This is a genomic window from Enterobacter cloacae complex sp. 2022EL-00788 (genome assembly GCF_026627565.1).
GTDB lineage: Bacteria > Pseudomonadota > Gammaproteobacteria > Enterobacterales > Enterobacteriaceae > Enterobacter > Enterobacter pasteurii.
Genome location: NZ_JAPNMC010000006.1, coordinates 74,001 through 86,467, shown reverse-complemented (window position 1 = coordinate 86,467; position 12,467 = coordinate 74,001). Strand labels below are relative to the sequence as shown.

Genomic DNA, 12,467 nt, shown 5'->3' with positions numbered 1-12,467 from the left:
TCTGTACCCGCGCAATGGAGCAAATGATGCAGTTCTCTAAAATGCATGGCCTTGGCAACGATTTTATGGTCGTCGACGCGGTAACGCAGAATGTTTTTTTCTCCCCGGAGCTGATCCGTCGTCTGGCGGATCGACACGTGGGGGTGGGGTTTGATCAGCTGCTGGTGGTGGAACCTCCTTACGATCCTGACCTGGACTTCCACTATCGCATTTTTAACGCCGACGGCAGTGAAGTCTCCCAGTGCGGCAACGGCGCGCGCTGTTTTGCCCGCTTTGTTCGCCTGAAAGGGCTGACCAACAAGCGCGATATCCGCGTCAGCACGGCCAATGGCCGGATGGTGCTCAGCGTCACTGACGACGAGCTGGTGCGCGTGAACATGGGCGAGCCGAACTTCGAACCGTCTGCCGTGCCGTTTCGCGCCAACAAAGCGGAAAAGACCTATATCATGCGTGCCGCCGAGCAGACAGTATTGTGCGGCGTCGTCTCGATGGGTAACCCGCACTGCGTAATTCAGGTGGATGATATTGCCACCGCCGCGGTTGAAACGCTTGGCCCGGTGCTGGAAGGCCATGAACGCTTTCCTGAGCGGGCGAACATCGGCTTCATGCATGTGGTGAAGCGTGAACACATTCGCCTGCGGGTTTACGAGCGCGGCGCGGGCGAAACCCAGGCCTGCGGAAGCGGTGCCTGTGCGGCCGTGGCTGTTGGTATCTCCCAGGGGTTACTGGCGGAAGAGGTTCGCGTGGAATTGCCAGGCGGGCGGCTTGATATCGCCTGGAAAGGACCGGGTCATCCACTGTACATGACTGGCCCGGCGACACATGTTTATGACGGGTTTATCCATCTATGAAGCAACCAGGGGAAGAACTGCAGGAACCCGTAACGGAGCTGGACGACAGCGCAGTTGTGGATTATCTGCTGAACAATCCTGAGTTTTTTATCCGCAATGCACGCGTCGTCGAACGGATGCGCGTGCCGCATCCGGTTCGCGAGACCGTATCGCTGGTCGAATGGCACATGGCGCGCTCGCGCAACCACATCAGCCAGCTCGAAGAGAACATGACGCTGCTGATGGAACAGGCCAGCACTAACGAAAGCCTGTTCTACCGCCTTCTGCACCTGCAGGCGCGCCTGGCTTCTGCGCACAGCCTCGAAGAGTTCCTCAACCGCTTCCATCGCTGGGCGCGCGAGCTGGGGCTGGCAGGCGCAACTATCCGCCTGTTCCCTGACCGCTGGCGTATTGGCGCGCCGTCCGGTTTTACCCACCTGGCGCTGAGCCGTCAGGCGTTTGAGCCGCTGCGCATTCAGCGTCTGGGCCACGAGCACCATTATCTGGGGCCGCTGAACGGGCCAGAGCTGCTGGTGGTGCTGCCTGAAGCTAAAGCCATCGGCTCGGTGGCGATGTCGCTGATGGGGCGCGACGGCGATCTGGGCGTGATGTTATTTACCAGCCGCGACGCGCATCACTATGAGCAGGGGCAGGGCACGCAGCTGTTGCAGGAGGTGGCACTGATGCTGCCCGAGCTGCTGGAGCGCTGGATCGAGCGCGTATGATGGACGATCTCCTCGCCGCTGACGTCACGCGCTTTCTGCGTTACCTGAGCGTGGAACGTCAGCTCAGCCCCGTCACGCTGCTGAACTATCGGCGCCAGCTTGAAGCCATCATGCAGATTGCCGGCGACATCGGCCTTAAAAGCTGGCAGCAGTGCGACGCCGCGATGGTACGCGGCTTCGTCGTGCGTAGCCGTAAAAAAAACTTAAGCCCGGCGAGCCTGGCGCTCCGGCTCTCTGCGCTGCGCAGCTTCTTCGACTGGCTGGTCAGCCAGGGCAGCCTGAAAGCCAACCCGGCAAAGGGTATTGCCACGCCAAAGGCTCCGCGCCATCTGCCTAAAAATATCGACGTTGACGACGTAAACCGCCTGCTGGATATCGATCTTAACGATCCGCTGGCCGTGCGCGACCGCGCGATGCTGGAAGTGATGTACGGGGCCGGGCTGCGTCTGTCAGAGCTGGTCAATCTCGACATAAAACACCTCGATCTGGAAACGGGCGAAGTTTGGGTAATGGGCAAGGGCAGCAAAGAGCGCCGCCTGCCGATTGGCCGCAACGCCGTCTCCTGGGTCGAGCACTGGCTGGATCTGCGCGGGCTGTTTGGCGCGGAAGACGATGCGCTGTTCTTATCGAAGCTCGGCAAGCGGATCTCGGCGCGAAACGTGCAGAAGCGCTTTGCGGAGTGGGGGATCAAACAGGGGCTGAACAGCCACGTTCACCCGCACAAGCTGCGCCACTCTTTTGCGACGCACATGCTGGAATCGAGCGGCGACCTGCGCGGCGTGCAGGAGCTTCTTGGCCATGCGAATCTGTCGACCACTCAAATCTATACCCACTTAGACTTCCAACACCTTGCCTCGGTGTATGACGCGGCGCATCCACGCGCCAAACGGGGGAAATAATGCGTTTTTACCGCCCACTCGGTCAGATCTCAGCCCTGACGTTTGATCTTGATGACACCCTTTACGACAACCGCCCGGTGATCGTGCGCACCGAGCAGGAGTCGCTGGCGTTTGTGCAGAACTATCATCCTGCGCTGAAAGCGATGCAGAACAAAGACTTCCAGCTGCTGCGCCAGTCCTTGCGGGAAACCGAACCGGAGATTTACCACGACGTAACCGAATGGCGTCGTCGTGCGGTTGAGCAGGCAATGCTCAACGCGGGCCTGAGCGCGCAGGAAGCGGCCGTAGGTGCCGAAGCGGCCATGGAAAACTTCGCCAGATGGCGTAGCCGCATCGACGTGCCGCAGGAAACCCACGACACGCTGGCTAAACTGGCCGCGAAATGGCCGCTGGTGGCAATAACAAACGGCAATGCCCAGCCAGAACTGTTTGGCCTGGGGAATTATTTTCAGTTCGTGCTGCGCGCGGGCCCGCACGGACGCTCGAAGCCGTTCAACGACATGTATCATCTCGCGGCGGAAAAGCTGGGCTTGCCGCTCGGTGAAATTCTGCACGTGGGCGATGATCTGACCACGGACGTTGCCGGGGCGATCCGCTGCGGCATGCAGGCCTGCTGGATCAAGCCGGAAAACGCCGACCTGATGACCACTTCCGACAGCCGTCTTCTGCCGCACGTGGAAATTTCACGGTTGGCATCCCTCACGACGCTGATATAATCATCAATTGTTCTGTATAAATTAACAGGGTTTTGGCGAGTGGAAACATTCGCCTGCCCGACATGACGTGACGGTGCCAATGGACGTTTCTTACCTGCTCGACAGCCTTAATGACAAACAGCGTGACGCGGTTGCCGCCTCGCGTACAAACCTGCTGGTACTGGCTGGAGCGGGCAGTGGTAAGACGCGCGTGCTGGTTCACCGTATCGCCTGGCTCCAGAGCGTGGAGAACTGTTCGCCGTACTCCATCATGGCGGTGACGTTTACCAACAAGGCGGCAGCAGAGATGCGCCACCGTATCGCACAGCTGATGGGCACCAGCCAGGGCGGCATGTGGGTTGGCACCTTCCACGGCCTGGCGCACCGTCTGCTGCGCGCGCACCACATGGACGCCAACCTGCCGCAGGATTTCCAGATCCTCGACAGTGAAGACCAGCTTCGCCTGCTTAAACGCCTGATTAAGGCGATGAACCTCGACGAGAAGCAGTGGCCGCCGCGTCAGGCGATGTGGTACATCAACGGTCAGAAAGACGAGGGGCTGCGCCCGCACCACATTCAGAGCTTCGGCAATCCGGTCGAGCAGACCTGGCAGAACGTGTACAAGGCCTATCAGGAAGCGTGCGACCGCGCCGGCCTGGTCGATTTTGCCGAGCTGCTGCTGCGCGCCCACGAGCTGTGGCTGAATAAGCCGCATATCCTGCAACATTACCGCGAGCGCTTCACCAACATCCTGGTGGACGAATTCCAGGATACCAACAACATCCAGTACGCCTGGATCCGCCTGCTGGCGGGGGATACCGGCAAGGTGATGATCGTAGGGGATGACGACCAGTCTATCTACGGCTGGCGCGGGGCGCAGGTAGAGAACATCCAGCGCTTCCTCAACGATTTCCCCGGCGCGCAAACCATCCGACTGGAGCAGAACTACCGTTCAACCAGCAACATTCTGAGCGCGGCCAACGCCCTGATTGAAAACAACAACGGGCGTCTGGGTAAAAAGCTGTGGACCGACGGCGTCGACGGCGAACCCATTTCGATTTACTGCGCCTTCAACGAGCTCGACGAAGCGCGCTTCGTGGTGAACCGGATCAAAACCTGGCAGGACAACGGCGGCGCGCTGGAGCAGTGTGCCATTCTCTATCGCAGCAACGCCCAGTCGCGCGTGCTGGAAGAGGCGCTGTTACAGGTGAGCATGCCGTACCGTATTTATGGCGGCATGCGCTTCTTCGAACGTCAGGAAATCAAAGATGCCCTTTCGTATCTGCGCCTGATTGCCAACCGTAACGACGATGCGGCGTTTGAGCGCGTGGTAAACACGCCGACGCGCGGCATCGGTGACCGTACGCTGGACGTGGTGCGCCAGGCCTCGCGCGATCGCCAGCTTACGCTCTGGCAGGCGTGCCGCGAGCTGTTACAGGAAAAAGCCCTCGCCGGGCGCGCCGCGAGCGCGCTGCAGCGCTTCCTGGAGCTAATTGACGCGCTGGCGCAGGAAACTGCCGACATGCCGCTGCACGTGCAGACCGACCGGGTAATCAAAGACTCCGGCCTGCGCACCATGTACGAGCAGGAAAAAGGCGAGAAGGGCCAGACCCGTATTGAGAACTTAGAGGAACTGGTGACGGCAACGCGCCAGTTCAGCTACAACGAAGAAGATGAAGACCTGATGCCGTTGCAGGCATTCCTCTCTCACGCCGCGCTTGAGGCGGGTGAAGGGCAGGCCGATACCTGGCAGGATGCGGTTCAGCTGATGACCCTACACTCCGCGAAAGGTCTGGAGTTCCCGCAGGTGTTTATCGTCGGGATGGAAGAAGGCATGTTCCCGAGCCAGATGTCGCTGGATGAGGGCGGACGGCTGGAAGAGGAGCGTCGTCTGGCCTACGTGGGCGTGACCCGTGCGATGCAGAAACTGACGCTGACCTACGCCGAAACCCGCCGTCTGTACGGGAAAGAGGTGTATCACCGTCCGTCGCGCTTTATCGGCGAGCTGCCGGAAGAGTGCGTGGAAGAGGTGCGTCTGCGCGCCAGCATCAGCCGTCCGGTCAGCCATCAGCGTATGGGGTCGCCAATCTCTGAAACCGACACCGGCTACAAGCTGGGCCAGCGCGTTCGCCATTCGAAGTTTGGCGAAGGAACCATCGTGAACCTGGAAGGCAGCGGCGAGCACAGCCGTTTGCAGGTCGCGTTCCAGGGGCAGGGGATCAAATGGCTGGTAGCGGCCTATGCTAAGCTGGAAAGTGTGTAACTTTCAGAAAAATATCACTATTTTGTAATAATCTGCTAGCCTTATACGTTGAAGGTCAATTAATGCCCTTCAGCGTTCCGTTGCGTGTTGACGCCACAGTTATTGCTGGCGTAACATGCGCGCACGATTACGCTAAGAGGACATTCGCCTTGGACACACCCAGTAGATACTGGCTCAATTCCCTGTCATCCAGGAACAACTCCTAAGGCTATCTCCTCTTGCTGATGGCCTTAGTGGTTGTCAGCGACTGCATCATTCCCGTCGCGCTGAGTCAGGCTGTTTAATGGTCTGAAACCCAATTTGTTTCTGTGTGCCCACCGAACTGTCCGATATTTTTTGCATTGGGAGTCCCGGTCATGTTGAGCGCATTTCAACTCGAAAATAACCGACTGACTCGGCTTGAAGCCGAAGAGTCACAGCCCCTCATTGATGCCGTATGGGTGGATCTGGTCGAGCCGGACGACGATGAACGCCTTCGCGTACAATCTGAACTGGGGCAAAGCCTGGCGACACGCCCGGAACTGGAAGACATCGAAGCATCCGCCCGTTTTTTTGAAGACGAAGACGGCCTGCACATTCACTCCTTCTTCTTCTTTGAAGATGCCGAAGACCACGCGGGGAACTCCACCGTGGCGTTCACCATCCGTGATGGCCGCCTGTTTACCCTGCGCGAGCGCGAACTGCCTGCGTTTCGTCTCTACCGCATGCGCGCCCGCAGCCAGGCGATGATGGACGGCAACGCCTACGAGCTGCTGCTGGACCTGTTTGAAACCAAAATCGAACAGCTGGCGGATGAAATTGAAAACATCTACAGCGATCTGGAAAAGCTGAGCCGGGTGATCATGGAAGGCCATCAGGGCGATGAGTACGACGAAGCGTTGTCCACGCTGGCGGAGCTGGAAGATATCGGCTGGAAGGTGCGCCTGTGTCTGATGGATACCCAGCGCGCGCTGAACTTCCTGGTGCGCAAGGCGCGTCTGCCGGGCGGCCAGCTGGAGCAGGCGCGTGAGATCTTACGCGATATCGAATCCCTGCTGCCGCACAACGAATCCCTGTTCCAGAAGGTGAACTTCCTGATGCAGGCGGCGATGGGCTTTATCAACATCGAGCAGAACCGCATTATCAAGATCTTCTCGGTGGTATCCGTGGTGTTCCTGCCGCCGACGCTGGTGGCATCCAGCTACGGGATGAACTTTGAGTTTATGCCGGAGCTGAAGTGGAGCTTTGGCTATCCGGGGGCGATTATCTTTATGATCCTCGCGGGGCTGGCGCCGTATCTGTACTTCAAGCGGAAGAACTGGCTGTAAGATCCAGGGAAATACCCTCTCCCGGTGGGAGAGGGTTAGGGTGAGGGCAGCATCACAGCCCTTTACGCACCCGGCGCTGGGTATAAATCGCATCGGCAACAAATATTGCCAGCGCCACCCAGATAAACGCGAACGTGACCATCTTATCTGCCCCCGGCACTTCGCCGTAAAACACCACTGCCAGCAGGAACATCAGCGTCGGGCCAATGTACTGGAAGAAGCCCAGCGTGGAGAGGCGCAGACGCGTTGCCGCGCCGGTGAAGCACAGAAGGGGGATCGTCGTGACCACGCCTGCGGCCATCAGCATCAGGTTCAGCGACCACGGGTTGCTGCCCATGTGGCTCGTCGCGCTGTCGGCAATGCCAAACAGGTAGATCGCGGCAACCGGCAGCAGCCACAGGGTTTCAAACAGCATTCCCGTCTGCGCTTCTACAGCAATTTTCTTACGCACCAGGCCGTAAAACGCAAAGCTGAATGCCAGCCCCAGGGCGATAACCGGCAGCGAGCCGAAGGTCCACAGCTGCACCAGCACGCCGCAGAAGGCCAGAATCACGGCCACCCACTGCATGCGGCGGAACCGCTCGCCGAGGAAAATCATCCCCAGCAAAATATTCACCAGCGGATTAATAAAGTAGCCAAGGCTCGCTTCGAGCATGTGATGGTTATTTACCGCCCAGATAAACAGCAGCCAGTTTCCGCCAATCAGCACCGCGGAGAGCGCAAGCAGGAACACCTTCTTCGGGGTTTTGAGCAGCGTTTTGACGCCTGACCACTGGCGGCAGATACTCATCAGCGCGATCATAAAGAAAAACGACCAGATGACGCGGTGGGTGAGGATCTCGTCCGCCGGTACATAGGCGATAAGCTTGAAGTACGCTGGTGCAATACCCCAAATAAAATAAGCGGCAAGGGCGAGTAAAACGCCCTGCCGCGTCTGTTTAGCATCCATCGGGAAAATCCGTTACAAAAAAGTGAAGTAATTTTACCCGATTTTGCCGCCTCAACCCACCATATAAGTGGCGGTTGCGCTGGCGATATAAACCTGCTCTTCGTTATGCAGCTCAACGCGGGCAACGGCGACTTTATTCCCGGCGCGCAGCAGGCTGCTGGTGCAGGTAAAGCGATTTCCACGCCCCGGACGCAGGTAGTCGACGCGTAAATCGATGGTGCCCATGCGTGAAAGGCGCTGGCGCAGCTCATCTTCATTGATGGTATCGTGGCGCGTCAGCGTGCTGCCCACGCAGACCAGCCCTGCCGCCACGTCCAGCGCAGAGGCAATAACGCCGCCGTGTAAAATGCTTTGCGCCCAGTTACCCACCATCATTGGCTGGTTATTGAAACTCAGCTGGGCAAAGTCTTTTTCGTATCGCTCCAGCTCAAGACCGAGCGCTCGGTTGAACGGCATGTGGTACACAAAAATCTCGCCCACGAGTTTTAAGGTTTCTTCGGCAGTTAGCGTGGCTGACATGAGACGCGGCATCCTTGTTGTTAACAAAATGTTGATTTTATGCTTCAGGATTAAGGAATGCCACTTTAAGAAACGAGGTAGCGGAAGTTATCGCAGAAGTCTGTAGAATGCCCGGACAAAACTATTCATTAAATGTCACCATTTCAGGAGAACACCACCGATGCGGACGTATCTGGGTTGGTTACTGGCGGCGGTTGCGCTGCCCCTCACAGCATATGCGCAGGAAGCGACGATCAAAGAGGTGCATGATAAGCCTGCCGTTCAGGGCAGCATCATCGCCAATATGCTTCAGGAGCATGACAATCCGTTCACGCTTTACCCTTACGACACGAACTACGTGATTTACACCCAGACCAGCGATCTCAACAAAGAGGCGATAAGCTCCTATAACTGGTCTGATAATGCGCGTAAAGATGAGGTGAAGTTCCAGCTCAGCCTCGCCTTCCCGTTCTGGCGCGGGATTTTAGGGCCTAACTCGGTGCTTGGCGCGTCATACACCCAGAAGTCCTGGTGGCAGCTCTCCAACAGCGGCGAATCTTCACCGTTCCGCGAAACCAACTATGAACCGCAGCTGTTCCTCGGTTTCGCCACCGATTATGAGTTTGCAGGCTGGACGCTGCGCGACGTTGAGGTGGGCTTCAACCATGATTCCAACGGTCGTTCCGACCCAACCTCACGCAGCTGGAACCGCGCCTATACGCGTCTGATGGCGCAGAATGGCAATTTCATGGTGGAAGTGAAGCCGTGGTATGTGGTGGGCGATACCGATGACAACCCGGATATCACCAAATACATGGGCTACTACCAGCTTAAGGTGGGCTATCAGCTGGGTGACGCGGTGCTGAGCGCCAAAGGTCAGTACAACTGGAATACCGGATACGGCGGCGCTGAGCTGGGCCTGAGCTACCCGGTAACGAAACACGTACGCCTTTATACTCAGGTATATAGCGGCTATGGTGAATCGCTGATCGACTATAACTTCAACCAGACCCGCGTCGGCGTGGGCGTGATGCTGAACGATATTTTCTAAGCTGCTCGAATGTTTTTGCGTTAAACGTTGAAGTTTCTCTCTCAGGCGCTGAAAATAGCGCCTGTTTCATTTCTGGCATATGGGGTTAACGTGGCGCAGGCGGAAGTATTGAATCAGGAATCGCTGGCTAAACAGGTTTTGCATGAAACCTTTGGCTACCAGCAGTTCCGCCCTGGCCAGGAAACCATCATTGAAACCGTGCTGGAAGGGCGCGATTGCCTGGTGGTGATGCCGACCGGCGGCGGGAAATCGCTCTGCTATCAGGTGCCCGCGCTGGTGCTTAACGGCCTGACGGTCGTGGTATCTCCTCTTATTTCCCTGATGAAAGACCAGGTCGACCAGCTGCTCGCCAACGGCGTAGCGGCCGCCTGTCTTAACTCAACCCAGACCCGCGAGCAGCAGCAAGAGGTGATGGCCGGGTGCCGTACCGGGCAGGTTCGCCTGCTGTATATTGCGCCAGAGCGCCTGATGCTGGACAACTTCCTCGATCACCTGGCGCACTGGAATCCGGTGCTGCTGGCGGTGGATGAAGCGCACTGTATCTCGCAGTGGGGGCATGACTTCCGCCCCGAATATGCCGCTCTCGGCCAGCTGCGTCAGCGCTTCCCTGAGCTGCCGTTTATGGCGCTTACCGCCACGGCGGATGACACCACGCGTCTGGATATCGTTCGCCTGCTGGGGCTGAACGACCCCTACATTCAGGTCAGCAGCTTCGACCGCCCGAACATCCGCTACATGCTGATGGAAAAATTCAAGCCGCTGGACCAGCTCTTACGCTACGTGCAGGAGCAGCGCGGCAAGTCCGGCATCATCTACTGCAACAGCCGCGCGAAGGTGGAAGACACCGCCGCGCGTCTGCAAAACCGCGGCTTCAGCGCCGCGGCCTATCACGCCGGGCTGGAGAACCACATCCGCGCCGACGTGCAGGAGAAATTCCAGCGCGACGATTTGCAAATCGTGGTGGCGACGGTGGCGTTCGGCATGGGTATCAACAAGCCCAATGTCCGCTTCGTGGTGCATTTCGATATCCCGCGCAACATCGAATCTTACTATCAGGAAACCGGCCGCGCGGGGCGCGACGGCCTGCCTGCGGAAGCGATGCTGTTTTACGATCCGGCCGACATGGCGTGGCTGCGCCGCTGCCTGGAAGAGAAACCGCAGGGTCAATTGCAGGATATCGAGCGCCACAAGCTCAACGCGATGGGCGCGTTTGCCGAAGCGCAGACCTGCCGCCGCCTGGTGCTGCTCAACTACTTTGGGGAAGGGCGCCAGGAGCCGTGCGGCAACTGTGATATCTGCCTTGACCCGCCGAAGCAGTACGACGGCCTGATGGACGCGCGTAAAGCGCTCTCGACTATCGGACGCGTGAACCAGCGCTTCGGGATGGGCTACGTGGTAGAAGTGCTGCGCGGTGCCAACAACCAGCGTATCCGCGACATGGGCCACGACAAGCTGCCGGTTTACGGCATCGGTAAAGACCAGAGCCACGAGCACTGGGTGAGTATCATCCGCCAGCTGATCCACCTCGGCTTTGCCACGCAAAACATTGCCCAGCACTCTGCGCTTCAGCTAACCGAAGCCGCGCGACCGGTCCTGCGCGGTGAAGTTGAACTGAAGCTCGCCGTACCGCGCGTCATCGCCCTGAAGCCGCGCGTGATGCAGAAATCCTACGGCGGCAACTACGACCGCAAGCTGTTCGCCAAGCTGCGCAAGCTGCGTAAAGCCATTGCTGATGAAGAGAACATCCCGCCATACGTGGTGTTCAACGACGCGACGCTGATTGAGATGGCCGAACAGATGCCGCTCAGCGCCAGCGAGATGCTCAGCGTCAACGGCGTCGGCACGCGTAAGCTGGAGCGCTTTGGTAAAGAGTTTATGGCGCTTATTCGTTCCCACGCTGATGGTGATGATGAGGAGTAGTCAGCCGGGCTAAAAAGTGCCAGGATGATGACTCACTGAATTATTTCCCCGCGAGCTAATTATGTTAATGCTATTTCTCACCGTGGCGTTAGTGCACATCGTTGCGCTGATGAGTCCTGGCCCTGACTTTTTCTTCGTGTCGCAAACGGCCGTCAGCCGCTCCCGCAAAGAGGCGATGATGGGCGTGCTCGGTATTACCATGGGCGTCATGGTCTGGGCAGCGGTTGCGCTGCTCGGTCTGAACCTGATCCTGGCGAAGATGGCGTGGCTGCATAACATCATCATGGTCGGTGGCGGTCTTTACCTGTGCTGGATGGGCTACCAGATGCTGCGCGGGGCCTTAAAGAAAGAAGCGAAAAAACCGGACGCGCCAAAGGTTGAGCTGGCCACCGGAGGCCGTAGCTTTGTGAAGGGGCTGCTGACCAACCTGGCGAACCCGAAAGCGATCATCTACTTCGGCTCTGTGTTCTCGCTGTTTGTCGGCGACAGCGTCGGCGCAGGCGCGCGCTGGGGGATATTCCTGCTGATCGTTGTGGAGACGTTTGCCTGGTTCACTATCGTTGCCAGCCTGTTCGCCTTACCGGCGATGCGTCGCGGCTACCAGCGCATCGCGAAGTGGATCGACGGCTTTGCCGGCGCGCTGTTCGCCGGCTTCGGCATTCATCTTATCCTTTCTCGCTAAGCATGACGCGCTGACGCAAGCAGCGCGCCAACCAGCATAAACAGCGAACCAAAGACTTTATTCAGGGCCTTCATCTGCTTAGGCCCTTTGATCCACGCCGCAATTCGCTGCGCCAGCGTTGCGTAACCAATCATCACGATGATGTCGACAATGATAGTGGTCGTGCCCAGCACCACGTACTGCATCACCTGCGGCTGATGCGGCACGATGAACTGCGGAAACAGGGCGGCAAGGAACACAATGCTTTTCGGATTGGTCAGATTAACAAATACCGCGCGCTTAAACAGATGCCCGCGGGTTTGCGTCCGGGAGAGCGTGTTCAGGTCAATCGAGCCTGCCGCCCGCCACTGCTGAATACCGAGCCAAATCAGATACGCCGCACCGGCCCATTTCAGCACCTCAAAGGCCAGTACCGAACGGGAGAACAGCGTACCCAGGCCAATCCCCACCAGCACAATGTGAATGCCGAGCCCGGTCTGTAAGCCGGCAATCGACGCCACCGCGCCGCGATAGCCATGGTTGATGGAGGTGGTCATGGTGTTAATTGCGCCAGAGCCAGGTGAAAGGCTGAGGATGATGGATGTCAGCAGGTAAGCGAACCACCACTCGAAGGTCATTTGAAGCTCCCGGAACGTCTGTTTTTATGCC

13 protein-coding genes are annotated in these 12,467 nt (G+C 58.2%); 10 read left to right on the top strand and 3 right to left on the bottom strand.

What is annotated here, in order from left to right; genetic code table 11:
- Positions 1–26: 26 nt before the first annotated feature.
- From dapF to corA, 7 genes are all read left to right on the top strand, one after another.
- Positions 27–851, top strand: coding sequence for a diaminopimelate epimerase (gene dapF / locus OWK27_RS11080; RefSeq protein WP_267590481.1), 825 nt, complete (start codon positions 27–29; stop codon positions 849–851).
- Positions 848–1,555: a DUF484 domain-containing protein gene (locus OWK27_RS11075; protein WP_148421625.1), complete on the top strand. Its 708-nt coding sequence runs from the start codon at positions 848–850 to the stop codon at positions 1,553–1,555. Before dapF ends, OWK27_RS11075 begins: the two co-directional genes overlap by 4 nt.
- Positions 1,552–2,454 (top strand): tyrosine recombinase XerC, encoded by a 903-nt coding sequence (gene xerC, locus OWK27_RS11070; protein ID WP_267590387.1) that lies wholly within the window; start codon positions 1,552–1,554, stop codon positions 2,452–2,454. The genes OWK27_RS11075 and xerC overlap by 4 nt, the downstream gene beginning before the upstream one ends.
- Complete coding sequence (gene yigB / locus OWK27_RS11065) at positions 2,454–3,170, top strand: 5-amino-6-(5-phospho-D-ribitylamino)uracil phosphatase YigB (RefSeq protein ID WP_148421621.1); 717 nt, start codon at positions 2,454–2,456, stop codon at positions 3,168–3,170. Before xerC ends, yigB begins: the two co-directional genes overlap by 1 nt.
- Positions 3,171–3,249: 79 nt before the next feature.
- On the top strand, positions 3,250–5,412 hold the full coding sequence (gene uvrD, locus OWK27_RS11060) for a DNA helicase II (protein ID WP_148421619.1): 2,163 nt from the start codon (positions 3,250–3,252) through the stop codon (positions 5,410–5,412).
- Positions 5,413–5,561: 149 nt separating this feature from the next.
- A complete protein-coding gene (gene ysgD, locus OWK27_RS11055) occupies positions 5,562–5,618 on the top strand; it encodes a YsgD/CorL family protein (protein ID WP_212743980.1) in 57 nt (18 codons plus the stop codon).
- A gap of 150 nt (positions 5,619–5,768) precedes the next feature.
- A complete protein-coding gene (gene corA, locus OWK27_RS11050) occupies positions 5,769–6,719 on the top strand; it encodes a magnesium/cobalt transporter CorA (protein ID WP_003860807.1) in 951 nt (316 codons plus the stop codon).
- Between the two features lie 52 nt (positions 6,720–6,771).
- Here corA and rarD read toward each other — a convergent pair whose 3' ends face one another.
- Entirely contained in the window at positions 6,772–7,668 is an 897-nt protein-coding gene (gene rarD, locus OWK27_RS11045) for an EamA family transporter RarD (protein ID WP_148421617.1), read from the bottom strand.
- A 51-nt stretch (positions 7,669–7,719) separates the two neighbouring features.
- The gene (gene yigI / locus OWK27_RS11040) at positions 7,720–8,187 is read right to left on the bottom strand and encodes an acyl-CoA thioesterase YigI (protein ID WP_006812366.1); all 468 of its coding nucleotides are present in this window, start codon (positions 8,185–8,187) and stop codon (positions 7,720–7,722) included.
- A 160-nt stretch (positions 8,188–8,347) separates the two neighbouring features.
- Here yigI and pldA point away from each other — a divergent pair, with 160 nt between their 5' ends.
- The 3 genes from pldA (at position 8,348) to rhtC (ending at position 11,819) form a co-directional block, all read left to right on the top strand.
- Complete coding sequence (pldA, locus tag OWK27_RS11035) at positions 8,348–9,217, top strand: phospholipase A (RefSeq protein ID WP_148421615.1); 870 nt, start codon at positions 8,348–8,350, stop codon at positions 9,215–9,217.
- Between the two features lie 90 nt (positions 9,218–9,307).
- Positions 9,308–11,137, top strand: a complete 1,830-nt coding sequence (gene recQ / locus OWK27_RS11030; RefSeq protein ID WP_148421613.1) for an ATP-dependent DNA helicase RecQ — start codon at positions 9,308–9,310, stop codon at positions 11,135–11,137.
- Between the two features lie 61 nt (positions 11,138–11,198).
- Positions 11,199–11,819 carry a threonine export protein RhtC gene (gene rhtC / locus OWK27_RS11025; protein WP_176609008.1) on the top strand — a complete coding sequence of 207 codons (621 nt, stop codon included), beginning with the start codon at positions 11,199–11,201 and terminating at the stop codon, positions 11,817–11,819.
- On the opposite strand, the gene rhtB is transcribed toward rhtC, so the two are convergent.
- Positions 11,816–12,436, bottom strand: coding sequence for a homoserine/homoserine lactone efflux protein (rhtB, locus tag OWK27_RS11020; RefSeq protein ID WP_267590386.1), 621 nt, complete (start codon positions 12,434–12,436; stop codon positions 11,816–11,818). The genes rhtC and rhtB overlap by 4 nt on opposite strands.
- Positions 12,437–12,467: the final 31 nt, after the last annotated feature.